The sequence below is a fragment of the Bradyrhizobium sp. URHC0002 genome (assembly GCF_054059515.1).
The window spans coordinates 7,344,727-7,370,176 of record NZ_JBSSCF010000001.1 but is presented as its reverse complement, the minus strand read 5'-3'; the positions used below and the strand labels follow the sequence as shown (position 1 = coordinate 7,370,176).

16 protein-coding genes and 1 pseudogene are annotated in these 25,450 nt (G+C 62.8%); 12 read left to right on the top strand and 5 right to left on the bottom strand.

The genetic code is table 11. From position 1 onward, the window contains the following. Nucleotides 1-25 precede the first annotated feature (25 nt). From ACVWVY_RS35780 to ACVWVY_RS35770, 3 genes and pseudogenes are all read left to right on the top strand, one after another. Complete coding sequence (locus ACVWVY_RS35780; RefSeq protein WP_456630802.1) at nucleotides 26-3,313, top strand: transglutaminase family protein; 3,288 nt, start codon at nucleotides 26-28, stop codon at nucleotides 3,311-3,313. A gap of 29 nt (nucleotides 3,314-3,342) precedes the next feature. Then, nucleotides 3,343-5,854: pseudogene (locus ACVWVY_RS35775) on the top strand (circularly permuted type 2 ATP-grasp protein). Then, nucleotides 5,851-6,729, top strand: a complete 879-nt coding sequence (locus ACVWVY_RS35770) for a transglutaminase family protein (protein ID WP_456630801.1) — start codon at nucleotides 5,851-5,853, stop codon at nucleotides 6,727-6,729. The pseudogene ACVWVY_RS35775 and the gene ACVWVY_RS35770 overlap by 4 nt, the downstream one beginning before the upstream one ends. A 172-nt stretch (nucleotides 6,730-6,901) precedes the next feature. Here the strand turns inward: ACVWVY_RS35770 and ACVWVY_RS35765 are convergent, their stop codons facing one another. The 3 genes from ACVWVY_RS35765 to ACVWVY_RS35755 all read right to left on the bottom strand — a co-directional run bounded on the left by ACVWVY_RS35765 (nucleotide 6,902) and on the right by ACVWVY_RS35755 (nucleotide 9,741). Next, a complete protein-coding gene (locus tag ACVWVY_RS35765) occupies nucleotides 6,902-8,347 on the bottom strand; it encodes a coniferyl aldehyde dehydrogenase (protein WP_456630800.1) in 1,446 nt (481 codons plus the stop codon). 86 nt (nucleotides 8,348-8,433) lie between these two features. Continuing rightward, the gene (locus ACVWVY_RS35760; RefSeq protein WP_456630799.1) at nucleotides 8,434-8,631 is read right to left on the bottom strand and encodes a (2Fe-2S)-binding protein; all 198 of its coding nucleotides are present in this window, start codon (nucleotides 8,629-8,631) and stop codon (nucleotides 8,434-8,436) included. 213 nt (nucleotides 8,632-8,844) lie between these two features. After that, entirely contained in the window at nucleotides 8,845-9,741 is an 897-nt protein-coding gene (locus ACVWVY_RS35755; RefSeq protein WP_456630798.1) for a sterol desaturase family protein, read from the bottom strand. A gap of 112 nt (nucleotides 9,742-9,853) precedes the next feature. On the opposite strand from ACVWVY_RS35755, the gene ACVWVY_RS35750 reads away from it, so the two are divergent. Together ACVWVY_RS35750 and ACVWVY_RS35745 are read left to right on the top strand one after the other, a co-directional pair. Next, nucleotides 9,854-10,759: a LysR family transcriptional regulator gene (locus tag ACVWVY_RS35750; RefSeq protein ID WP_456630797.1), complete on the top strand. Its 906-nt coding sequence runs from the start codon at nucleotides 9,854-9,856 to the stop codon at nucleotides 10,757-10,759. 338 nt (nucleotides 10,760-11,097) lie between these two features. After that, nucleotides 11,098-11,553 (top strand): VOC family protein, encoded by a 456-nt coding sequence (locus ACVWVY_RS35745; RefSeq protein ID WP_456630796.1) that lies wholly within the window; start codon nucleotides 11,098-11,100, stop codon nucleotides 11,551-11,553. 209 nt (nucleotides 11,554-11,762) lie between these two features. On the opposite strand, the gene ACVWVY_RS35740 is transcribed toward ACVWVY_RS35745, so the two are convergent. After that, nucleotides 11,763-12,185 (bottom strand): winged helix-turn-helix transcriptional regulator, encoded by a 423-nt coding sequence (locus tag ACVWVY_RS35740; RefSeq protein ID WP_456630795.1) that lies wholly within the window; start codon nucleotides 12,183-12,185, stop codon nucleotides 11,763-11,765. A 305-nt stretch (nucleotides 12,186-12,490) separates the two neighbouring features. Between ACVWVY_RS35740 and ACVWVY_RS35735 the strand changes: the two genes are divergently transcribed. Next, entirely contained in the window at nucleotides 12,491-13,642 is a 1,152-nt protein-coding gene (locus tag ACVWVY_RS35735; RefSeq protein ID WP_456630794.1) for an L-dopachrome tautomerase-related protein, read from the top strand. A gap of 90 nt (nucleotides 13,643-13,732) precedes the next feature. On the opposite strand, the gene ACVWVY_RS35730 is transcribed toward ACVWVY_RS35735, so the two are convergent. Then, nucleotides 13,733-15,439, bottom strand: a complete 1,707-nt coding sequence (locus ACVWVY_RS35730) for a methyl-accepting chemotaxis protein (protein WP_456630793.1) — start codon at nucleotides 15,437-15,439, stop codon at nucleotides 13,733-13,735. Nucleotides 15,440-15,852: 413 nt separating this feature from the next. Here ACVWVY_RS35730 and ACVWVY_RS35725 point away from each other — a divergent pair, with 413 nt between their 5' ends. The 6 genes from ACVWVY_RS35725 to ACVWVY_RS35700 all read left to right on the top strand — a co-directional run bounded on the left by ACVWVY_RS35725 (nucleotide 15,853) and on the right by ACVWVY_RS35700 (nucleotide 25,407). Beyond that, nucleotides 15,853-16,554 carry a hypothetical protein gene (locus ACVWVY_RS35725; RefSeq protein ID WP_456630792.1) on the top strand — a complete coding sequence of 234 codons (702 nt, stop codon included), beginning with the start codon at nucleotides 15,853-15,855 and terminating at the stop codon, nucleotides 16,552-16,554. A gap of 107 nt (nucleotides 16,555-16,661) precedes the next feature. Continuing rightward, nucleotides 16,662-18,044 carry an ethanolamine ammonia-lyase subunit EutB gene (locus ACVWVY_RS35720; RefSeq protein ID WP_456630791.1) on the top strand — a complete coding sequence of 461 codons (1,383 nt, stop codon included), beginning with the start codon at nucleotides 16,662-16,664 and terminating at the stop codon, nucleotides 18,042-18,044. Between the two features lie 151 nt (nucleotides 18,045-18,195). After that, nucleotides 18,196-19,785, top strand: coding sequence for a B12-binding domain-containing radical SAM protein (locus tag ACVWVY_RS35715; protein WP_456630790.1), 1,590 nt, complete (start codon nucleotides 18,196-18,198; stop codon nucleotides 19,783-19,785). A 6-nt stretch (nucleotides 19,786-19,791) separates the two neighbouring features. After that, complete coding sequence (eutC, locus tag ACVWVY_RS35710; protein WP_456630789.1) at nucleotides 19,792-20,565, top strand: ethanolamine ammonia-lyase subunit EutC; 774 nt, start codon at nucleotides 19,792-19,794, stop codon at nucleotides 20,563-20,565. Nucleotides 20,566-20,654: 89 nt separating this feature from the next. Then, nucleotides 20,655-22,676, top strand: a complete 2,022-nt coding sequence (locus tag ACVWVY_RS35705) for an acyltransferase family protein (protein ID WP_456630788.1) — start codon at nucleotides 20,655-20,657, stop codon at nucleotides 22,674-22,676. A 352-nt stretch (nucleotides 22,677-23,028) separates the two neighbouring features. Continuing rightward, complete coding sequence (locus tag ACVWVY_RS35700; protein WP_456630787.1) at nucleotides 23,029-25,407, top strand: efflux RND transporter permease subunit; 2,379 nt, start codon at nucleotides 23,029-23,031, stop codon at nucleotides 25,405-25,407. Nucleotides 25,408-25,450: the final 43 nt, after the last annotated feature.

The window sequence follows — 25,450 nt, the reverse complement described above, 5'->3', positions numbered from 1 at the left end:
AAAAAGCCGCTGGAGTCTCCGGTCCGTGTCGATCTTCGTCGCACTACATCATGTCACGCATTACAAGTACGACCGACCGATCGATCTCGGCCCGCAAACCGTTCGCCTGCGTCCGGCGCCGCATACGCGCACGCCGATCCTGAGCTATTCGCTCAAGGTCACACCGACAAATCATTTCGTGAACTGGCAGCAGGATCCGCAGGGCAACTGGCTCGCGCGGTTCGTGTTTCCGGAGAAGGCGACCGAACTCAAGATCGAAGTCGACTTCTCCGCGCAAATGACGGTGGTCAATCCCTTCGACTTCTTTGTCGAGGGTTACGCCAGCAGTTTTCCGTTCCAGTACACCAACGATCTCAAGACCGAGCTTGCGCCCTATCTTGCCACGGGCGAGCAGGGGCCGCTGTTCGCGGCGTACTTGAAGGATATTCCGCGCGAGGCCGACAGCACCGTCAATTTCCTGGTCGAGCTCAACGCGCAACTGCAGAAAAAGATCAGCTACGTCATCCGGATGGAGCCGGGCATTCAGACGCCGGAGGAGACGCTGGCTGCCGGCTCCGGCTCGTGCCGCGACTCGGCGTGGCTGTTGATCCATATCTTCCGTCACCTCGGGCTCGCCGCGCGCTTCGTCTCCGGTTATCTCATTCAGTTGCGCCCCGACATCGATCCGGTCGAGGGGCCGCGCGAGGTCGAGAGCGATTTCACCGACCTGCACGCCTGGGCCGAAGTCTATCTTCCCGGCGCCGGCTGGATCGGGTTCGACGTCACCTCGGGCATGCTGACGGGCGAGGGGCATATCCCCGTCGCCGCCACGCCGCATTACCGTTCGGCGGCGCCGATCTCGGGCAGTGCCGGCTTCGCCAATGTCGATTTCGGCTTCGAGATGAGCGTCCGGCGCATCCGCGAGGCGCCGCGGATCACGCGGCCGTTCTCCGATGAATCCTGGACGCGTCTCGATGCGCTCGGCGAACAGGTCGACGCCGATCTTAGGGCTGGTGACGTGCGGCTGACCATGGGCGGCGAGCCAACCTTCGTCTCCATCGACGATCTGGAATCGCCGGAATGGAACATCGCCGCGGTCGGCCCTACCAAGCAGGCGCTGGCTGACGAACTGATCCGCAAGCTGCATGCGCGTTTCGCGCCGGGCGGGCTTTTGCATTACGGGCAGGGCAAATGGTATCCGGGCGAAAGCCTGCCGCGCTGGGCGTTCGGCCTCTATTGGCGCAAGGACGGCGTGCCGATCTGGAAGAATGCCGACCTGGTCGCGAAGATCGAGAATCCGCGCAAGGGGAAAATAGAAGACGCCAAAGCCTTTATGGAAGGCACCGCGAAGCGGCTCGGTCTCGCCGCCGAATACGTGATGCCGGCTTATGAAGATCCCGCGCACTGGCTGCAAAAGGAAGCCGCGTTGCCGGTCAATGTCGATCCCAACGACTCCAAACTCGCCGATGCGGAAGAGCGCGCGCGCATGGCGCGGGTGTTCGATGAGGGGTTGAACAAGCCGAGGGGTTTCGTGCTGCCGATCCAGCATACGGACGCTGATGCCCAAAGATCGATGAAGGGCTGGTTGAGCGAACGCTGGCAGCTCAAGCGTGGCCATCTGTTCCTGATACCGGGTGATTCGCCACTCGGGCTGCGGCTGCCGATGGCGTCGCTGCCGCATATCCCTCCCGAAGAGTATCCGTACGTCGTCGAGCAGGACCCGATGGAGCCGCGGCTCGAACTCGCGGTTGAAGACGAGGACGCGGCGGCAGGCAGCCTGCCCGAAAGGCTGGCGGAGAAGCCGAAACCCAAGCCAAAGCCGGTGCGGACGGCGATCTCAGTCGAAATCCGCGACGGCGTCCTGTGCGCATTCATGCCGCCGGTGGAGAAGCTTGAAGATTATCTCGAACTGATCGCCGCGGTGGAGGCGACCGCCGAGGAAATGCAGCTCCAGGTTCACGTCGAGGGCTATGGGCCGCCCTACGACCCGCGCGTCGAGGTCATCAAGGTGACGCCCGATCCCGGTGTCATCGAGATCAACGTCCAGCCGGCGCAGAGCTGGCGCGAGGCGGTCGATATCACCTTCGGCCTGTATGAAGACGCGGCCAAAGTCCGGCTCGGCGCCAACCGTTTCCTGGTCGACGGCCGCCACACCGGCACGGGTGGCGGCAATCATGTCGTGGTCGGCGGCTCGACGCCGCAGGATTCGCCGTTCCTGCGCCGCCCCGATCTGCTCAAAAGCCTCGTGCTGTACTGGCAGCGCCATCCGTCGCTGTCGTATTTGTTCTCCGGCATGTTCATCGGCCCGACCAGCCAGGCCCCGCGCATCGATGAGGCGCGACACGACGGGCTCTATGAACTGGAAGTCGCGCTGGCGCACGTGCCGCCGCCTGATGTCGAGGCACCGCTGTGGCTGGTCGACCGCCTGTTCAGGCACATTCTCGTCGACATAACCGGCAATACCCACCGCGCCGAAATCTGCATCGACAAGCTCTATTCGCCCGACGGGCCGACCGGCCGCCTCGGGCTGGTCGAATTCCGCGCGCTCGAAATGCCGCCCGATCCCAGGATGTCGCTGGCGCAGCAACTCCTGATCCGCGCGCTGATCGCAAAGCTCTGGCGCGAACCGCAGCAGGGCAAGTTCGTGCGCTGGGGCACGGCGCTGCACGATCGCTTCATGCTGCCGCATTTCCTCTGGGAGGATTTTCTGGGTGTGCTCGAAGAGCTCCGGCAATCCGGCTACGAATTCTCGCCGGAATGGTATTCGGCACAGCTCGAGTTTCGTTTTCCGGTGTTCGGCCGCGTCCATCATGGCGGCGTCGCGCTCGAATTGCGGCAGGCGCTGGAGCCCTGGCACGTGCTCGGCGAAGAGGGATCGGCCGGCGGCACCGTGCGCTATGTCGATTCTTCGGTGGAGCGGCTGCAGGTCAAGGCGACCGGCTTCGTCGAAGGCCGTCATGTCGTGACCTGCAACGGCAGGCGGATGCCGATGACGGCAACCGGCCGCTCCGGCGAGGCGGTCGCCGCGGTCCGCTTCAAGGCCTGGCAGCCGGCCTCGGGGCTGCACCCAACCATCCCGGTTCACGCACCGCTGACATTTGACTTAATTGATACCTGGAATGGCCGCTCGCTCGGCGGCTGCGTCTACCACGTCGCCCATCCCGGCGGCCGTAGCTACGATACCAAGCCGGTCAATTCCTATGAGGCGGAAGCAAGGCGGCTGGCCCGGTTTCAGGATCACGGCCACACCCCGGGCAGGATCGAGCCTGCGCCCGAAGAACGCACAAATGAATTCCCTTTGACGCTCGACTTGAGGACGCCGCTCCTGATCTAATCGGGAGCGACCGTCTTTAGGGAATCGGAATGGCAGACCAAGGCAGCAATCAGGAAAGCAAGGCCCGTCCGGGCCAGCGCCGGATTGCGCAATGGACGCGCGACTATGCGCGGCTGCCCGGGATCCCCGACGAATATATCGGTCCGGACGGCGCACCCCGTGCGGCGTGGAGCCGGTTTTTCGATGCCTTCGCCGCATTGTCGCCAGCCGATATCGAGCGGCGTTTTGCCTCCGCCGACCGGCATCTGCGCGAGGCCGGCGTCACCTACCGCGCGCCCCGGCGAGACCGCCGACCGGCTGTGGCCGCTCAGCCATCTGCCGCTGATCATCGACGAGGCCGATTGGCAGCAACTGACCACGGGCATCGCCCAGCGCGCCCAATTGTTCGAAATGGTGCTGCGCGATCTCTATGGCGAGGGACGGCTGGTCATCGATGGCGCGGTGCCTGCGGCCGCGATCGCCGGTAGCACCGAATATCTGCGCGCGGTTTGCGGCGTCAAACCGCCGGGCAACCGTTATTTGCATTTCTATGCGGCCGATGTCGGCCGCGGCCCTGATGGGCGCTGGTGGGTGCTCAACGACCGCACGCAGGCGCCGTCGGGTGCCGGCTACGCGCTGGAAAATCGCCTGGTGCTGTCGCGCGCCTTTTCCAACCTCTACAAGTCGATGAATGTCGAGCGCGTGGCGCCGTTCTTCGAGGCATTCCGGGATTCACTGCGCGCCAGCGCCGACCGCGACGAGCCGCGGATCGGCTTGCTGACACCGGGCGCCTTCAGTGAGACCTATTTCGAACACGCCACGCTGGCGCGCTATCTCGGCTTCCTGCTGGTCGAGGGCGACGATCTCGCCGTCAGCGGCGACCGCATCTACATCCGCACCGTCGCCGGGCTGAAACGGCTCGACGTGCTGCTGCGCCGGGTCGATTCGAATTTTCTCGATCCGCTCGAACTCGATGCGTCGTCGCATCTCGGCGTGCCCGGCCTGATCGACGTGCTGCGCAAGAACGGCGTCGTCGTCGCCAACATGCCGGGCTCCGGCGTATTGGAGGCGAGGGCGCTGCTCGGGTTCCTGCCGAGCCTGTGCCGGCGGCTGCTTAGCGAGAATCTGATCATGCCGCACATCGCGACGTGGTGGTGCGGGCAGAAAGCCGCGCGCGAGGAAGTGCTGTCGCGGCTGGAGGATTTTGCGATCGAGGGCGCCTATGGCCGGGCCGTTCCCGGCTTTTCCAGCCACGGGCCGGTGCTCGCCGGCGAGTTGGAGCCCACCGAGCGCGACCGGCTCCGGCAGGCGATCACCGATCGCGGCATCGACTATGTCGGCCAGGAGCTGGTGCGGCTGTCGACGACGCCGGTGTGGGAGCAGGGCCGGATCACGGCGCGCCCGTTCGTGCTGCGGGTGTTCGCCGCGGCAACGCCCCACGGCTGGACCATCCTGCCCGGCGGCTTCTGCCGGATCGCTGACGAGCCCGATGCCCGTGCAGTATCGATGGGCGATGGCGCGCGGTCGGCGGATGTCTGGGTGGTGTCTGACAAGGCGGTATCGGCTTCGACGCTGCTGCCCGGGGCTGACACCGTGCGGATCAGGCGGATCGCGGGCGTCGTGCCCAGCCGGGCTGCGGACAATCTGTTCTGGCTCGGCCGCTATCTCGAGCGCGCCGAGGCGACGCTGCGGCTGATCCGTGCGCTCGGTGCGCCGATGCGCGACCCCGTCAAGGGATCGTCGACCGCGCTGCCCTCGGTCGAGCGCATCCAGCGGCTGCTGGTGACCTGGGGCGCGGCCTCGCAGGCGACGCGAACCAACCCCGCAAGGGTGGTCGCCGAGGCGCTGCAGAGCCCGGACAAATTCGGCTCGGCTTTGTCATTGGCAAAATCGGCGCAGCGTACCGCGAGCTCGTTGCGCGAGCGGCTTTCGCCCGACGCCTGGCAGATTATCACCGAGATGGTGGAGCGCCTCTCGTTGCAGGTCGACGACGATGACAGCGTGGTCAGCGCCGCCGAACTGACGTTGCAGGAACTGGCTAGTCTCGCCGGCCTGGCGCAGGAGAACATGAATCGCGCCGCCGGCTGGCGCTTCCTCGACATGGGCCGCCGTGCCGAGCGCGCCATCAACACCGCCCGGTTCGCGCGGCAGTTCGCCTATGACGAAGCCGGCGAAGAAGACCTCGACGTGCTGCTGACGCTGGTGGATTGCCAGATCACCTATCGTTCGCGCTATCTGGTCGGCCCGGCGCTGGCGCCGGTACGCGATCTCGCGGTGCTCGATCCCTATAATCCGCGCTCGGTCGCGTTTCAGGTGGCGACGTTGAATGATCACATCGCCGCACTCCCGAGCCTGAAGGAGCACGGTTTGATCGAGCGGCCGCAGCGGCTGGCGGTGGCTTTGCAGGCGATGTTGACGACAGCCGAAGCCGCGACGCTGGATGTCAAAACCCTGTTCGCGCTGGAGCAGGACCTGCTCAATCTCGCCGACGCCATCGGCCTGCATTACTTCCCGCACGGGCCCAATGCGAGCCGGCCGGAGAAGCTCACGGGCCTCGCGTGATCTACGACATCCGTCATGTGACGACCTACGCTTACGAAAGCCAGGTGAGTTTTGCGCGGTGCTCGCTGCGGCTGGAGCCTCGGAGCGCAGACGGACAGCAATTGATTTCCCATTCGGTCGAGATCCGGCCGCGGCCGGCCGAACGCACGGTGCGGCGCGATTTTTTCGGCACCCATACCGAGAGCATCCTGATCGAAACCGCGCATCGCAATTTGCGGATCGATTCCCGCTCGCGTGTTTCGGTGTCGCGCAAGGCGCTTGACCGTGCCGCGCCGAGCCCGTCATGGGATGATCTCCGCGACGTGGCGTTCGAGGCCACCAGTCTCGGCCCCGCTTCGCCGGTCGGCTATGTCTTTGCGAGCGCGCTGGTGCCGGTGCAGGCGCCGGTCACCGCCTATGCCGCGACAAGTTTCCCGCCGGGCGGCGGCATTCTTTCAGGCGCCGCCGATTTGATGCGCCGCATCCGCCACGATTTCAGGTACGACCCGAAGGCCACGGTGATCTCGACGCCGCTCCGGGAGGTGTTCGAGAAACGCCACGGCGTGTGCCAGGATTTTGCCCATGTGATGATTGCGGGTTTGCGCGGGCTCGGTCTGCCTGCAGCCTATGTCAGCGGTTACTTGCGCACCATTCCGGCGCCCGGGCAGCCGCGCCTGCAGGGCGCCGACGCCACCCATGCCTGGGTGTCAGTGTGGTGCGGCGCCGAGCTCGGCTGGATCGGTTTCGATCCGACCAACGACCTCATGATCGAGAACGATCACATCATCCTGGCGGTGGGCCGGGACTTCTCCGATGTCTCGCCGGTCGACGGCATCATTGTCGGCTCGCGCAAGCAGAAGCTTGGCGTGGCCGTGGACGTGGTTCCGGTGGAGTAATCCAGCATCGCCGCCAGCGTGTTTCACGCGCGTCTGCGACGCGCTATGGGCGGCATGCCGACGGCCGGACTCAAAATCTCGAAAACAACCCCATGCAAAGTAGAATGGGGCCGCCCCGCAGCCATTGGCTCCTCACCATGTCCGCTTGCCCCAGACATGCTCAGGCCACGCATCACGTCTTCCACTTGATCATCGTCTGCAGGACGCTCATTGGGCGGCCGGAGTAGGGCGGCTGAAATAGCATTTGGATCGGCGAGAGAGGGCCCTGGTAGAAGACCGGGCGCAATTTTGAAAAGGTGTTGAACCCCTCGCGCGCGTGGTAATGGCCCATGCCGCTCGCGCCGACCCCACCGAATGGCAGGTCGTGCTGGCCGACGTGCAGGAGAGCTTCATTGACCGATACGCCACCCGACATGACCCGCGAGATGTAGAAGTCGCGCAGCTCGGCATTGTGAGTGAATGGATAGATTGCCAACGGGCGGTCGTGACTATTGATATAGTCGGCGACCTCCTGCCGATCTGCATACGTCTTGATCGGCAAGATCGGGCCAAAGATCTCGCGCTGCATGACAATCATGTCTTCCGTTGGATTTAGCACGAGATGCGGTGCAAATTTGCGACGCTTCGCGTCCGGAATCTGCTGTTCCGCGAGATTGACCAGGACCGCGCCCTTTGTACGGGCATCCTCCAGCGTCGCCTGCAGCCGCGTGAAAGACCGTTCATCGATGATCGACGTGTAGTCCTGGCCGTTGATGTCCGGGAAGCGGTCGGCAAACAGTCGCCGGCAATGGCGGACGAACTCATCCTCACTTCCTTTGGGCAGAAACATGTAGTCGACATTCGTACAGATCTGACCGGCATTGAACATCTTCACCCAGAGAATGCGCTCCGCCGCTGTTTTGACCGGGAAGTCAGGCCCAACAATCGCAGGTGCCTTGCCGCCCAGTTCAAGCGTGACAGGGGTGAGGTTGCGGGCCGCGTTGGCCATGACCGAGCGGCCGGTAGCACCGGATCCCGTGAACAGCAGATGGTCGAAAGGCAACGACGAGAATCCCGGTCCTCGTCCGCCGCCATCCTCGAAAAAGGCAAGCTTCTCGATCGGAAAATACTTTGGGGAAACGCGCATCAGAACCTGGGCGAGCGCTTTTGAATTTTCCGACATCTTGACCATCGCTCGATTGCCGGCCGCCAGAATCGCTGCGAGCGGGCAGAAGCTGAGGTTGAGCGGGAAATTCCAGGGGACGATGACCCCGACGACGCCGAGCGGTTGCGGGATGACACGATTGCGCGCGAGCGGATAGGTCATGAAATCGACGTGTCTGCGTTGCGGCTTCATCCACTTCTTCAAATTCTTGGCGGCGTCGGCGATTGTTTCGAGGACAACGAAGTATTCGGCGAACAGGGTCTCGAATTCAGACCGGTTGCCGTAGTCAGCGTTTATCGCTGCGACCAACTCATCCTTGTTGTCTTTCAGGAGCTGCGCGAGCGCTTTCAAGTCGGCCATGCGCTGATCGTAGGATGGCTCCGGCGCCGCCAGATAAGCCGCACGCTGCTTGTCAAAGCAGGACTGAAATTCAGCGGGAATGTCGATCGAACGGGAATTGACAGGCACGTTCATGATGTTCCCTTTCTCCTGGTTTTTCGCGTGTCCTCCACGCGAAATAACGAGGGCGCGCGCGTGACCGTGACTTTGTCGACTCCAAGTTAGTGCATGCTTGCGTTCGCATGAACGGAGCCGGGCCTTTCATCCATGATCCGCTTGATAGCGTGAGTGCAGCGGCCGCACAGGGCGCTGCATCCGAGGCAGGCATACACCTCACTCATACGGGGCCGTCGCTCCTCTTTTGCGACCACTGACCGCACCTGATGGTCGCTGAACACATTGCAAGAACAGACGATCATCGCCTTCTCCTAACCAATACCAATGAGTCGGATGAAGACCGCCACAAGCGCGGTGCTCCACCCAGCCGCAAGCATGATAGTTTCCATTCGGGTCATCTCGGCGTGGCCAAGAGGCCGCTCGCGGACTAGAGGCATCGCGAACGCCTGCTGCTGCGCCTCGATTACGCTACCCACACGGGGGGGCAACCAGCACGTCGAACCTGGCGCGGTCGTTCATGCGGCCTCCTGTTTAGCTTCGGTCTGCAGGTCGGCTTCGGTGAAGCCATAGCCGCCGGGGCGCAGCGCCGAATGCTCGCGCTTGGAGTGGACCAGCGGGTAGAACATCTGCGTCGTCCAGCGCTCCGGGCCAAACAGGATGTCGTCCTGCAGGCCGGTCTTGGCCGGATATTTGCGTGTGATATGCGCGGTGCCGAACAGCACGTCCCAGAAGAACAGCAGGTTGCCGAAGTTGCCCTTGTAGTGGCCGATGCCATCTTCGTTGGTGAGCGCGTGGTGCGCCCAGTGCGTGGCCGGCGTCGAGATGGTGCGCTCCAGCACCCACATCAGCGGATGCAGCGCGCGGATGCGGTACAGCGGCGCGTCCCACGCCCAGGCGCAGTGCGCGCCCAGGATGACCGCCAGCTTGATCACCAGGTACGCCGCGTAGACCGGGCCGAAACCAAGATACACCGCCACGCCGCCGATCCACAGGCCGGGCATCATCAGGTAGTAGAAGAAGTTGTTGCGGTAGGTAATGCGCACGCTCATGTAGGCCGCGCTGTGGTGCGCTCGGTGCAGCGGCCATAGCAGCGGCGAGTGCGAGGCGCGGTGCCAGAGGTACTGCGTGAGGTCATCGCCAATCAGCAGCAGGCCGGCCATGGCCCACCACGGCAGGTTGGCCCAGGCATTGTGCTGCGCGGGCATGAGCCAGTTGCACAGCGCGTTGCTGCCCAGCAGTGCGATCGGCTGGGTGATGGCGATCAGGCTGACGAACATCAGCACCTCCAGCCAGGTGTCGTTGGCTGTCGCGTTGTCTCGCACGGTGGTTTGATACCGCCGGGTGATAATCTCCATGGCGGCAAAGCCCAGGATGCAGGCGCCGATCAGGAGGTATTGCAGTTGCGAGCTCATGTGGGGTGTCTCCTCTCGCTCACATGTTTTTATCGTGAGAACGATTTAGGAGTGCCAACATAATGCGTCCAATGCATAATTCTCATTATCTTGATGCATGGAGCGCAATGCAATGGATTTGCACCGCCTGAGCCACGTCGTCGCCCTTGCCGACACCCTGCACTTCGCCCGCGCCGCAGAAGCCGTCCACCGGAGCCAGCCGGCCTTCAGCCGCAGCATCCAGGCCATCGAGAGCGACCTGGGTATCCGCCTGTTCGACCGCGACGTTGGCGATGTCCGCCCCACCCCGGCCGGCGAATTCGTCATCGAGCGGGCGCGCAAGCTGCTGTTCGAGGCACGTTGTCTGCAGCGCGACGTGGATCTTTACCGCGACAGCCAGCTCGGCGACACGGCCTTCGGTGTCGGGCCGCTGCTAACGGCCACCCTGATGCCACGCGCGCTTGTGGCGCTGCGCCGCGAGCACCCGCAGGTGGCGCTGCGCATGGAGGTCGGCAACTCGGTGCAGTTGCTGGAGAGCCTGCGTACCGAGAACATCGAGTTCTTTGCCGCCGATGTGAGCGACATGCCCAGGGATGCCGCGCTGGACATCCAGCTGATCGGGGGGCAACCGGCCAACCTGTATGTGCGGGCAGGCCATCCGCTGGCTGGGCGCGAGCATACGCTGCAGGAAGTCTGGGCGTACGGTCTTGCGGTACCTACGCTGCTGAGCCCCTCAACGGTTGAACTGGCCGCCCTGCTGGGCCTGCCTGAGGGCCAGGAGGCCACCATTGCGCTCGAGTGCGACAACTACGGCATGCTCAAGACAGTCGCGCTCACCACAGATACCGTTCTGGGTGCGACGGACGCGGCGGTACGGGAGGAGCTGGAATCCGGCGCGCTCGTCCGGCTTGTCGTGCAGGGCTGGCTGTCGCCGCCGTCGAGCACGGGCATCGTGCGTTTACGAGGGAGAACCTCGTCTCCGGCAGCCAAGGTAGCCATTGCAGCGATTGTGCGGGCCGCCGGCGAGATCAACGTGTAGGCACCTTACAGCACCCGTCGCATGGTCCGGTGCGGAATACCGACCTCTTGAAGCGGTCAAATAAGCAACGGTGCTCGGAGCCCGGCAAACTTCCGGTTTGGGTCCGTTGCGGACTTCAGCCACTTTGGCGAAGATATCCACCAGCGACCTGATGGAAACTGGCCGCCGGTTCTCATCGATCAGGATGCCCGGCGCGTTACTCTCGTGATTGAGTAGGCCGTGCGACGGAGCGAGCTGGCAGCCTTGCAAGGGGCGGGAGCGCTAGTTGCCGGCGGCTCACCCGGCGGAAGTAAGCCGGTGCGGCCGAGTGTGCGGCGTTGATGACAGGGAGTGATAAGATGATACTCAATCCGGATCACGTTACTATCGCAGTGGCAGACGCCGGCCCGGCGATCGAGTTCTTCGCGCTCCTTGGCTTCAGAAAGGGTCACGTCGCGACGATCGACGGTGGCCTTCCTGCCCGGTACATGGGCATGCCGGACATGAAAGCGCAGCACATCACCCTCGCACTCGAAGGAGCGGATCCTCATTTCGAGATCCAGCTGCTTGAGTTCGTCCCGACCCCAGGGATCGATCCGGGTGCGCACCCGACGAATCTGCGACAACGGGGCTTCAATCACCTCGCGTTCCGCGTCGACGACATTGAGGCGGCCACCGCGCACCTCGTGGCCAACGGCGTAACCGTGCTGAGCGACGAGATGGACTACATCAGCCGAAAGCTGCGGCTCTTCGAAGGTCCCGAGGGCATCACCGTAGAGTTGGTACAGTGGGGCGGCTCAGACGCTTCTGGCTAAGGTCTCCAACTCGCGCCCGCCGTCACCCGAGCTTGTCGTGATGTTATGGCACCCGAGCGAACTTGCGCCGAGCTATGGATCATTTTCGGAAGCCGGCCGTTCTGACAGGCTAACCCGGCTTCAACGTTTTGCGCCGAATTGCTCTGACCGCCTTCTCGGTTCGTTGCGGCGAAAATGCAGACAGGCGACAACGTCTCCGAACACCAGGGTCATCGCAGCGCGCGGACGGCGACAGCAGGTCGATGCTTCGGCGGCTCTCGATTGACAACGGCTTTTGAATTCGTCGTTTCCTGGCTTCGCTGAGCGAGATAGGCGTCACCCCAAACCCACAAGGCGCGGATGACCGGCTCCAACGATTGTCCGTGAGCCGTCAGCGTATATTCGACACGGGGCGGTACTTCCGCAAAGATCGTCCGGCTCACGAGGCCGACTTCCTCGAGCTCACGCAGTTGCCGGGTCAACATGCGCTGCGTGATTTTCGCCAGGCGGCGTCTCAACTCATTGAAGCGTAGTGTTCCCTTCAGGAGATGATAGAGGATGATCGCCTTCCATTTTCCGTCGATCAAATCCAGGGTTGCTTCCACGGGACAGCCGGCTGCGCAATCGTACCTCTTCGCGAACAGGTCTTGCATGGTTCACTCCGTGATACCTAGTCCCAGCACTGTGCGTACTTGCTAGTTATAACTCTAGCGCGCTATCTGAGTCACGCAAGTTAGACAGTCGTTGCTGCGGACTCGATCGGTCGGCACAACGTGCCTACGGTCGACGATGTGCAAGATCTCACGATGAGCCTCGAGACGGATTAGCATCCAGCACTCACCCGATAGTCGAAAGCAGTGCAGAGCTCGATAAGCAGGCCCTGCGCTTTCCAGTTTGTTGCGACCAAAGCCCCCGACGGAGCGACGACCGCGGCGGGCATGAAATCAAGTCGTCGAACGTGGAAACCCTTCAAAGAGGAAAAACTGAAATGCGCATCAACGTGCCCGCATTCATTGTCGCGCTGGCGGCGGCGACCCCCGCCTTCTCGCAACAGCAATCCAACACCGTGACTGCCGAGATATTTGCCAGGTTGCCGCAATCCGTCGGCAACGTCGCATTCACGCCCGACAATCAGGTGATCTTCAGTCATCATCCCTTTTACAGTCCCGACGTGCGCGTGGCGAAGCTCACGTCGCCGACGACCTTTGAGCCGTTCCCAAACGCGGAATGGAACACACCGCTAAAGGGCAGCGACCAGTATCTGGACAATGTGCTGGGGTTGCGGTCCGATGAGAATGGTGTCGTTTGGATGATCGATATGGGCTTCCGCACCCATATCACGCCGAAACTCGTCGGCTGGAATACCCATGCGAACAAGCTCGAACGCATCTACTATATGCCTGAACCTGTGACGCGGTCCGGATCGCAGCCGCAGGACATCGTCATCGACCACAAGAACCGAAAATTCTACATTGCCGACGAAGATATCGGACCAGGCGGTGACGGTTCAAAAGCGGCGATCATCGTTATCGACATGAATACCGGACGCGCCCGGCGCGTTCTTGAAGGTGATAAGTCGACTGTTCCAGAGAACGTGCCGATCACTGTCGACGGCAATGACCTGACGGTTCCCGGCAAGGATGGAAAGCCAACGATCATCAAGGTCGGCTGCGACGGGATCACCATGGATGCGAAAGCCGAATGGCTCTACTACGCGCCGCTGAGCGGCCGTAGCCTGTATCGGATCCGGGTGACCGATTTGAACGATGAAGGCCTTTCGAATGCCCAACTGAGCGCAAAGGTTGAGCGTTACTCGGACAAGCCGAACAACGGCGGGTTGTCGATCGACTTCGCAGGAAACATCTATCTGACGGCGGTCGAGACCAAATCGATCGGTGTAATCACGCCGGATCGCAAATATCGCACGCTCACCAGCGACGCCGAGATGGTCTGGCCCGACGGTATTTCATATTCGCCAGACGGCTATATGTACGTGTCGGCATCGCAGGTTTCCGCCGCCGCCATGTTTCACGGCGGCAAGGCCGAGAACAAGACTCCGTACTTGATATATCGCTTCAAGCCCCTGGCGGTCGGGATCATCTCTCGCTGATACACGGAAGTCTGTCGGCGGCAACAAGCCGCTCGGCCTATATCGGTTACGCGGCTGCGATCGGCGGTATGAACTTTTCGCCGCCGCTTGCTAGGTACCGGTCTTGCGCATCTGCTCGGAGGAATCCGCGCGCAGATTGCGGAAGAACTTCTCGACTTCGCGGGACAGCGTGTCGGCGGTAGCCGTCAGTTCGCTGGAAGCGGTGAGAACGGATGCCGCGGCCGTGTTCGTCGTGCCGATCGCGTCGCTGAGCGAGCTGATATTGACCACCAGCGTTCCGTTGCCCTGCGCCGCCAGTTGCGCGTTCGACGATATTTCGCGGGTTGCCGAATCCTGCTGCTCGATCGCGCTGGCGATGATGGAGGTCACCTCGTTGATCTCGCGCACCGCGTTGCCGATCTCGCGAACCGCTTCGACGGAGGTCTTGGTCGAGGTCTGGATCAAGCCGACGTTCTGGCCGATCTCGGCGGTCGCCTTGGCGGTCTGCTCGGCCAGCGCCTTGACCTCGTGGGCGACGACCGCAAAACCACGTCCGGCGTCGCCGGCGCGCGCGGCTTCGATCGTCGCATTGAGCGCCAGAAGATTGGTTTGCTCGGCGATCGCCTGGATCAGGCTGAGCACGCCGTCGATGCGCTGGGTCGCAGCTGCCAGCCCTTCGATTTCGGCGACCGATTTCTCGGTGCGCTGGCCCGCCTGCTCGACGGCGCTGGCCGACTGGCGCACCTGGCGGCCGATTTCCTCGACCGAGGCCGAGAGCTCCTCGGCGGCGCTGGCGACGGCGGAAACGTTGCTGGAAGCCTGCTCGGTCGCGCCGGAGGCCGCCACCGCGCGCCCGCTGGCGTCAGATGAAACGCTGGCGATGGTCTGGGCGGTGCCGCGCATCGAGGTCGCATTGTCGGTGACCGCGCGCAGTACGCCGCCGATCGCTTCCCGGAACGCGTCGACCGAGGCTTCGATGTGACGGGTGCGCTCCTCGCGCGCCTCGGAATCCTCCAGTACCTGGAAATTGAGGTCGCGGTTGCGCTCCATCGCCTCCTGGAAGATCTTGATCGCACGGGCCAGCGCGCCGATTTCGTCGGCGCGGCCGGTATGCGGAACCTCGACGCCTTCGGCGCCTTCGGCAACCTGCTTGATGGTTGCGGTGATGACGGAAAGCGGCCGCGCGATCGAACGGGCGATGATCAGCACGCCGATGACGACCACCGCCAGCGCCATGACGCCGAGGCAGGTCAGCACAAAGGCCATCGTGTGGTTGGTGTCGGTCTGCTGCGCCAGTCTCTTGCTGCGTTCGGCATAGACCTTGGACAAGGCTTCCAGATCCTTGTTCAGCGCCGTCCGCACTTCGCGGTTGGCGTCATTGTCGCCCCATTCGCGGCCTGCTGCCCCATTGATCTCGACACCGCGGCGAACGAGCTCCTTGCGGAAATCGACGAACTGCTGGATGCGTTTCTTGAAGGTGGCAAACTGCTGGGCGTCGTCAGACTGAACCAGCGCCTCCCAGTTCTTGACGACCTCGAGAATGCGTTCGTTGAACTTGAGCAAGCCGTCGCCGTATTTTTTCACCACTGCCGGCTCGGTCGACATGTAGACGCCGCGCGATTCCATCACGACGGCATAGACCAGCGAATTGATGCGCTCGACGTTGAGCGCCGCGCGGCTGGCGGTCGATACCGCTTCGGTGAGCTCGGCATTCTGGCGGGTGTTGTAGTCGGACAAGGCCGTGATGGCAGCGACGAGCAGGGCGAACAGCGCGAAGATCGAATACAACTTGGCTGCTAGCGAAAACCGGGATGCCATGGCGCCACCAAAAACGAGTACGGGATTTTGCAATTCAGCCGTATCGGCAACCCCGGATGGTTTCCAGCGATTGCCTTCGGCCCAGGCAAATTGTGCTGAAGTTTGATGGAGATTGTCTTAACGCGCGAAGTTCGGGGAGCTGCAACTAATTCAAGATAATCGAGTGATTTCAGCTTGTTACAAAGGTACGGCAAGTTGCATCAGCGGGAAAATTCGGCAGCCTGCTGCGACCGTAACGGGCTCTGCCATGCCACTGCAATTGGAGGTCGCTGTCCTTGCGGCGGACTCGGGAAGGGTGGCCGGCTGCCGCCAGCAAGCGGAAACCTTCTTCCGAAGGAGGCCGGCGTCGGCAAACCAATTGTGATCGAATCAAGCTAGACAGCGGCACGAGGACGGAACGTGTCGATTTCGTCTTGCCCGGCGGCAAGCGCGCAATCCTTAACACCATCGCCGGAATCGTCGCGGGATGCCTGTTGAAGGTGCCGCGCTGGATGATGCGTGAGAGCGGGGACTTAATGGGTCAAAGTGCTGCCTTGCCGGCCAACGTCGATCTCTATCTTCACGTGCGAGTGCTGATCGGCATCATCCTCGGGCTCAGCGTCACGCGGTTGGTCAGCGGCATCGCGGCATTGGTTGCGCATCCCGGTCGCTACCGGATCTGGCCCGTTCATTTGGGTTGGGTCGCTTGGGCGCTCGTGAACGTGGTCACATTCTGGTGGTGGGAATTTCGGCTGAGCCTCATTCCGCACTGGACGTTTGGCCTTTATTTCTTCGTTTGCGTGTACGCATCGATGTACTACTTCCTGAGCGTCCTGCTTTTCCCCCAGGATCTGGAGGAATATACGGGTTATCAGGACTACTTTCTCTCACGTCGCCGCTGGTTCTTTGGTTTTGCCGCCCTTACTGAAGCGCTCGATGTGGTCGACAGTTTGATAAAGGGCGAAGACCACCTGCGATCGCTGGGACTGGAGTATCTGTTGGCGAACGCCGCGTTCATACTGGTATGCGGCATAGCCACGACAACGCGCAATTTGAGATTCCATATGCTGTTCGCATTCGGCGCGGTCATCTATGAGATAAGTTTCTTCACCCGCTATTACGCTACGCTGAACTAGCCGAATTGAAGTCGGGGGTAGCTCGACGATCTCGGCTGTAGCCTTGGCTGTCTACGCGGCATAGATTAGCTGGGCAACGGAGCGGGGACGGGCGCAGGAAAGTCAGCATGGTCTATCGCCAGGTCATCGGCGCCACCTCCTATGTATTCGCCGATTTGCGCGAACTGCTCGCCAAGGCGACGCCGCCGCGGTCCGGCGACCGCCTTGCCGGCGTTGCGGCCGAAAGCGCACAACAAATGATCGCGGCGCGGATGGCGCTCGCCGACGTGCCGCTCAAGCAATTCCTCAACGAGGCGGTGATCCCTTACGAGGATGACGAGGTCACCCGGCTGATCCTCGATACCCATGCGGCGCAGGCTTTTGCGCCGATTTCCACGCTGACCGTCGGCGGCTTCCGCGACTGGCTGTTGTCCGATGCTGCAACCAGCGAAACGCTGGCAAAGGTCTCGCGCGGGATCACGCCGGAAATGGCCGCCGGCGTCTCCAAGCTGATGCGCAACCAGGATCTGATTCTGGGCGCGAAGAAGTGCGCCGTGACGACGGCGTTCCGCAACACCATCGGCCTGAAGGGGCGGATGAGCGTGCGGCTGCAGCCCAACCATCCCTTTGACGACGCCAAGGGCATTACCGCCTCGATCCTCGACGGCATCCTGCTGGGATCGGGCGATGCCTGCATCGGCATCAATCCGGCCAGCGACGATCCGGCCGTGATCGGCGGGCTGCTGCGGCTGCTCGACGGCATCATTTCGCGGCTGCAGATCCCGACGCAGGGCTGCGTGCTCACGCACGTCACCACCACGCTCGGATTGATCGGGCAGGGCGTTCCGGTCGATCTGGTGTTCCAGTCGATCGCGGGCACGGAAGCCGCCAACCGCAGCTTTGGCGTCGATCTCGCGCTGTTGCGCGAGGCGCGTGAGGCCGGGCTGTCGCTTCGCCGCGGCACTGTCGGCGATCATCTGATGTATTTCGAGACCGGGCAGGGCTCGGCGCTGTCGGCCAATGCTCATCACAACGTCGATCAGCAGACCTGCGAAGCGCGGGCCTATGCGGTGGCGCGCGCCTTCGATCCGCTGCTCGTCAACAGCGTCGTCGGCTTCATCGGTCCGGAATATCTGTACGACGGCAAGGAAATCATCCGCGCCGGCCTCGAAGATCACTTTTGCGGGAAGCTGCTCGGCCTGCCGCTCGGTGTCGACGTCTGCTACACTAACCATGCCGAGGCCGATCAGGACGACATGGACAATCTGTTGACGCTGCTGGCTGCCGCCGGTGTGACGTTCATCATGGGGGTGCCGGGCGCCGACGATGTCATGCTGAACTATCAGTCAACCTCGTTCCACGACGCGCTGTATATCCGCGACCTGTTCGGATTGAAGCGGGCGCCGGAGTTCGACGATTGGCTGGTTCGCTCAGGCCTCGCGGACGGCGATTTCCGGCTTGCGGGCAGCGCGGGTCTGCTGCCCGAATTTGCCTCCCGGCTGATCGCCTGAACGCGAGCGCGCCTATTGCCCTCGGACTTGCAGATTTTCCTGCAACCAATTGAACCCACAGTGAGTTAGAGGTGACTGTCACAATATTGAAGAATTTCTGGTCCAGCTTTCAATGTCGTGCTTAAATCCATGTCAGCCTTGAGGAAATTTGATGAGAGCTGAAGGCATCGAAACGGTACGGCGTATCCTGTGCGTCTTCCCGCGCTATACGTCTTCTTTCGGTACATTCGAGCACGCCTATCCCCTGACCGACGGCGTGCAGGCGTTCATGCCGCCGCAGGGCCTGTTGCTGATCGCGGCCTATCTCCCGGAGAACTGGCCGGTCCGCTTCATCGACGAGAACATTCGTCCCGCGACCAACGAAGACTTCGAATGGGCCGAGGCGGTGTTCGTCAGCGGCATGCACATCCAGCGCCAGCAGATGAACGACATCTGCCGGCGCGCCCATGCCTTCGATCTCGCGGTGGCGATCGGCGGGCCGTCGGTGAGCGCGTGCCCGGACTACTATCCCTCGTTCGACTATCTCCATGTCGGCGAACTCGGCGACGCCACCAATGAGCTGATCGCGCGTCTGGCGCGTGATCCGTCGCGCCCCGAACAGCAGGTGGTGCTGACGACCAGCGATCGCCTGCCGATGACCGAGTTTCCGATCCCGGCCTACGAACTGGCGGAGGTCAAGAAATACTTCCTCGGCAGCATCCAGTATTCGAGCGGCTGTCCCTATCAGTGCGAATTCTGCGACATCCCCGGTCTCTACGGCCGCAACCCGCGCCTGAAGTCGCCGGAGCAGATCATCGCCGAGCTCGACAAGCTGCGGGAATGCGGCGTCACGGGGTCGGTCTATTTCGTCGACGACAATTTCATCGGCAACCGCAAGGCCGCACTGGACCTGCTGCCGCATCTGGTCGAGTGGCAGAAGCGCACCGGCTACGTGATGCGGCTGGCCTGCGAGGCGACGCTCAACATTGCGAAGCGGCCCGAGATTCTGGAGAAGATGCGCGAAGCGTTCTTCGTGACGGTGTTCTGCGGTATCGAGACGCCCGATCCCGACGCGCTGAAGGCGATGCACAAGGACCACAACATGATGGTCCCGATCCTGGAAGGCATCCAAACCATCAACTCCTACGGCATGGAAGTCGTCTCCGGCATCATCATGGGGCTCGACACCGACAAGCCGGAAACCGGCGATGCGCTGCTCGCGTTCGTCGAGGAGTCGCAGATTCCGCTGCTGACGATCAATCTGTTGCAGGCGCTGCCGAAGACGCCGCTGTGGGATCGGCTGGCGAAGGAAGGCCGGTTGGTCAACGACGACGACGGCCGCGATTCCAATGTCGAGTTCCTGCTGCCCTATGAGCAGGTCGTCGAGTCCTGGCGCAAATGCATGGAAGTCGCCTACCAGCCGGAAAAGCTGTTCGCGCGCTACCAGTACCAATGCGACTACACCTATGCGCAGCGGATCAAGGTGCCGGTCACGCCCGAGCAGAAGAGTTGGGCCAATATCAAACGCGGCCTGATCATGCTGCGGAATATCTTCTGGAAGGTCGGCGTGCTCGGCGACTACAAAAAAGTGTTCTGGAAGTTCGCGCTGGGACGGCTGCGTCGCGGCGATATCGAGGGCCTGATCGGTCCGGCGATGATCGGGCATCATCTGATCATGTTCGCGCGCGCCGCATCGGTCGGCCAGCAGAACGCGTCGAATTATTCGATCCGGCTGCGCGAAGCCTCGGTCCCTGCCGAGTAAGAGCCCATGAAAACGCCGGTGCCGCCGTCCCGCCCGCTCGAAGCCTTGCGGGAGCTGACGCCGGCGCGCGTCGGGCTTGGCCGCTCCGGCGCGAGCATGCCGACCGACGCGCTGCTTGCCTTCACGCTCGACCACGCGCGTGCGCGCGACGCCGTTCACACAGTTTTCGATGCGCCGCATCTGGTTACCGGATTTGCCGGCCTCGGCCTGCAGGTCGCCGAGGTTTCCAGCCAGGCGCAGAGCCGGCGCGACTATCTGCGCCGTCCCGATCTCGGACGCATGCTGGATGCGGATTCGCGGCGCATGCTGGAAAAGCAAAGCGGCAGCGCGAGCGAGATTGTGATCGTGATCGGCGACGGGCTGTCGCCGGCGGCGGTCAATGTCCACGCCGTCGAGCTGGTTCGCCATCTTGCTCCGCGCCTGACGGAGGCGGGAATCTCGTTGGACCATGTCGTGGTCGCATCGGGCGCGCGGGTGGCGCTGGGCGACGAGATCGGCGCCGTGCTCGGCGCGCGGATGGTGGTGATGCTGATCGGCGAGCGGCCCGGCCTGTCGGCGCCCGACAGCCTCGGCGCGTATCTCACCTTTGCGCCGCGCACCGGCCTCACCGACGAGAAGCGCAATTGCGTGTCCAACATTCACGCTGCGGGGCTGAGCTACGATGAGGCCGCCTTCAAGATCGCCTGGCTGGTGCGCGAAGGCATTGCGCGCCAGGTTACCGGCGTGGCGCTGAAGGACGAGAGCGGAACCGCGCTCATCGCCGCCAGGCCGATCGGCTGACACCGAAGCGGATCGACAATGCGGCCGCTTCGCCGTTGTGAGCCAACTCGCGCCTGATATAACCGAACGAGAGCGGGCAGAGACAGGCTATGGAGCAAGCGGGGGCGGCAAAAGGCGCGGCGGGCAAGCATGCGGGCCCGGACGGGTTCCGTCTGGACATCAATGCGCTCCGGGCGCTTTCGGTGATCGCCGTCGTCGGCTTTCACTTCCAGATACCTGGATTCGCCGGAGGCTTCGTCGGTGTCGACGTCTTCCTGGTGATCACCGGCTACCTCATGACGACGAAGGTGCTGAACGACCTGAAGCTCGGCCGCTTTTCGCTGTGGACTTTCTGGATGATGCGGATGCGCAGGATCTATCCTGCGCTTGCGGTGCTCACCATTGCGTCCGTCGTCGTCGGCTGGTTCGTGACCTTGCCGTCCGAATATCTGCGGCATTTGCTCCAGGCGCTGTCGGCGCTGACGTTCTTGTCGAACTTCGCCTTCAAGAGCGACAGCGGCTATTTCGCCATGGCGGCCCAGACCAAACCACTGCTGCACACCTGGTCGCTGTCGCTGGAGTGGCAGTTCTATTTCTTCATGCCGCTGATCGTTGGGCTGGTCTGGCGGCTTGCCTTGCGCGCCATGTCAGGGATCAAAGCGGTGGTCGTTGCGCTGCAGGTCTTCGCGGCCCTGTCATTGGCGTGGTGTCTGTGGGCAAGCCAGCAAGATGCGACGGGATCGTCCTTCTTCTCCCTGCAGGCAAGAGCCTGGGAGCCGTTGGCTGGCGGATTGATTGCTGCTGCAGAGATACGGCGCCGATCCGAAGGAATCGCCGATCCCTCCTGGCTGCAATCGCCGCTCGTCGCGCTCGCCGGCTGGGCGCTCGTCGCGGGCTGTGTCGTCTATCCCTTGCCCGAAGCGCAATGGCCCGGCGTGCTCACGATCCTGCCGATCCTGGGCTCGGCCATGATCATTGCGGCGCGACGGGGGGCAGGCGAGGGCAGCCTGCTCGGATTATCTCCGGTCCCACGCATCGGCGACTGGTCCTATTCGATTTATCTGTGGCACTGGCCGATCTGGGTGTTCGCGCTGAGCTGGCTGGCGGTGCGCGGTTACGACGTCGGCGGCGCGCAAAAGATAGCGATGGTGCTGGCCTCGCTGGCGCTCGGCGCGCTGTCTTACCGCTACGTCGAGCAACCCGTCAGAATTCGGCGGGAGTTCTGGACGCCGCGCCGGCTGCTGGCGGGTTCAGGCGTCTCGTTCGCATTGTTGGCGAGCTTCGTGTCGCTGGCTTTCCTGAACCATGGTTTTCCGGGCAGGCTGCCGGAATATTTGCTGTCGGCTGAGCTCGCGCGAAGAACCAGCACGCCCCGCGATGAGTGTTTCCGGAACGCAAACTCCACCAAGAAGGCGACCGAAACCTATTGCAGTTTCGGCAGCGCGCAGGCCGTGGGCAGTCCGTCCGCGATCCTGTGGGGAGATTCCTTTGCCAACCAGTATCTCGAACCGGTTTCGTCGGCTGCGCTCGCCAACGGAATCCACGGACTGATCGCGACGCAGAGCGCGTGCAGGGCCTTCGTCGATGATGCGGCGGTCAACGCCGGTGATCAGCCGCCATGCCGGCAATTCAATCGCAGTACGCTGGATTTCGTGTTGGGCCAGGCGCAGCCGAGCATCGTCGTGCTTGGAAGCATCTGGGGAAGTGCGTCTGAGGTTTCCGTTCTGGTGGACAGATTGCTTTCGGCGGGCAAGACCGTCGTCTTTATCCTGCCGTTACTGCACATCGGCTTCGACCTGCCGCAGCGATGGATCGAAAACCAGATGCGCGCCGGCCGTGCCATCGATGAATGGAAGGTCGAGGCCAGCCCTGGGCTCACGATGAGCGCCTTCCGGAACGAGATCGCGCACGTTCTCGATCTGTACCGAGATAATCCGCATCTCGTTGTGGTGGACCCGCTGTCCGTCGTCTGCGAGAACGGCTATTGCTATCTGGTCCGGAGCGGGCAGGCCAATTTCCGCGACACCGCGCACATCTCCAACGTCAATGCGAGCCAATACCGCGGCCTGTTCGACGCCGCTTTCACGGCAGCGCTCCGCGCCGGAACGGAAGCGGAGAAGAAAAAGGACTGAGCGCCGTGTCATTTCAGACGCGGTCTCCTTGCGGGAGCTGTTTCCCGAAAAATTGACCGCTGCGGTGGCGCTGCTCCGATGCGGGGCAGGCGTTGGCGTTAACCGTCAGGGCGGCCTCGCCAGGTGTGGCAAATCAGAGACTTAACGCGCATTTTCGTCACCTTCGTGTCGATTTGCCGGCCCACGCGCGCTTGCCGGATGGGGCTCGGCCCTGTAAAACGGCGCCGATTAATTTACCGCGTGATTTCAATGGCTAGCGCTGATCGGACGGGGCTGGCAAAGCCGCATTCGCGCCATCAAACTGCATAAAACCAAGCTGCACAAACAGACCGACGTGAGAACTGGACAGGGTATGCTCGACAAGAACTCCGAAAGTCACGTCCACGTCGAAGCCATCGAGGAGCCGCCGCCGCCAGGCAAGAGCATCGCCTTCGGACTCGAGCGTATGGGCCTGATCGCGGTCAAGGCGCCGATCCTCTCGATGCTCATTCTCGCGGTGCTGATCGTGGCCGGGATCTTCGGGATCTACCGGATCAAGATCGACGACTCGCTGAGCCAGTTGTTCCGTTCCGATTCCAAGGACTACAAGCAATACGAGGCCGTGACCAAGCGCTTCCCGGCGACCGAATTCGACGTGCTGGTCGTGGTCGAGGGCAAGACGCTGCTGGCCCGCGAGAACCTCGAAAAGATCCGCGACATGGTCACCGACCTGCAACTGGTCGAGGGCGTGCGTGGCCTGGTGTCGCTGTTTTCGGCGCGGCAGGCGCCGGAGCCCGGCAAGCTGCCGGCGGCGCTGTTCCCGCCCGAACTGCCGCAAGGCGCCGCCTACGACAAGTTCGCCGAGACCGTCAAATCCAACGAGATCATTCGCGGCAAGCTGTTGTCGGAGGACGGCACGCTGGCCTTGATCGTGCTGTCGCTCGAACCGAGTGTCGTTTCCTCGAACGATCTCGGTAAAGTGGTCGGCGAAATGCGCAAGATCATGGCCGACGATTTGTCGGGCAGCGGTCTCAACGCCCAGCTCTCCGGCGTTCCCGTGATGCAGCTCGAGATCCGCAACGCGGTCAAGCGCGACGGGCTGACCTACAACATCCTCGGCATTCTGGCCGGCTGCATCATCGCGATCATCTTCTTCCGCAAGATATCGTTCATGGTGGTTGCGGCGTTTCCGCCGATCATCGCGATCCTGCTCGCGCTCGGCGGCCTCGGCTGGGCCGGTTTCAATCTCAACATGTTCCTGAACGTGATGACGCCGCTCATCATGGTGATCAGCTTCTCGGACTCGATGCAGCTGACCTTCGCCGCGCGCGACCGCCTGATCGCAGGCCAGGACAAACTGACCGCGTTCACCAACGCCGTGCTGGTGGTGGGCCCGGCCTGCGTGCTGACCCACGGCACCGCCGGCATCTCGTTCATCGCCCTGCAATTCTCCGATTCCGAACTGATCCGCAAATTCGGCGAGGCCGGATTGGCCGCCACCATCATCGCGCTGATCGCGGTGCTGTCGCTGGTGCCGGTGTTCGGCGTGCTGTTCGTCCGCAACGAGAAGGTCTTCGCCGTAAAATTCCAGAGCGCGGATGCCGGCGTGCAGGCGCTGCGCAATTTCTGCTACTGGATCGCGGTGCGCATGGTCGGCCGCCCCGGGCTGTTCAGCCTGCTCGCGTTGCTGCTCGTCGCCGGCCTCGGCTTCATCTACGCCACGCTGGAGCCGCGCTACCGGCTTGCCGACCAGGTGCCGGACAAACGCCAGGCGGTGGCGGCGTCGAGCCGGCTCGACGCCAAGCTCACCGGCGCCAATCCGATCGACGTCTTGATCGAATTCCCCAAGGGCGCCTCGCTCTATGCGCCGGATACGTTGAAGACGATCGCCGAGGTTCACGCGATGGTCGAGAAATCGGCGGGTGTCGGCAACGTCTGGTCGCTCGAAACCCTGCGCCGCTGGCTTGCCGAGAAGGCCGGCAGCAACGACGTCGAAACGCTGAAGCAATATGTCAGCGTTATCCCTGAGCATCTGGTCCGCCGTTTCATCTCGGCCGATCAGGATGCCGTGGTGGTTTCGGGGCGCGTTCCCGACCTTGATTCCAGCGAAATCCTTCCTGTGATCGACAAGCTCGACAAGGCGCTCGACCAGGTGAGGGCGGAGCATCCCGGCTTCGAGATCGCAGTCACCGGCCTGTCGGCGATCGCGGCGCGCAACAGCGCCAACATGATCTCGAAACTCAACCACGGCCTGACCATCGAATTCCTGCTGGTCGCGATCTTCATCGGCCTGGCATTCCGCTCGGTCGTGGTGATGTTCTCCTGCATCCTGCCCGGCATTTTCCCCGTCGTGGCATCGGGGACGGTGCTGTGGATCTTGGGCGAGGGGCTGCAGTTCGCCAGCGTGGTCGCGCTGACGGTGTCGTTCGGCTTGGGACTCAGCGCCACCATCCACTTCCTCAACCGGCTGCGGCTGGAGAGCAAGCCCGGCGTCACGCCGGAGCTCGCGGTCGAGCGCGCCACCGTGCTGGTCGGTCCGGCGCTGATCCTGACCACGGTGGTGCTGGCCTGCGGCCTCGTCGTCACCGTGTTCTCCGACCTGCCTTCGCTGCGGCTGTTCGGCTGGCTCAGCGCGTTCTCGATGATCGCAGCCCTGGTCGCGGATCTCTTCATCCTGCGGCCGACCTCGATGTTCCTGATCAACCTGTCGGAAAAGATTCGCGGCGTCAGTCACGTCAAGCCTGCGGAATAACGGGCGATACTGAAAACAAGGGCTGCCGGCCAACGGCAGCCGA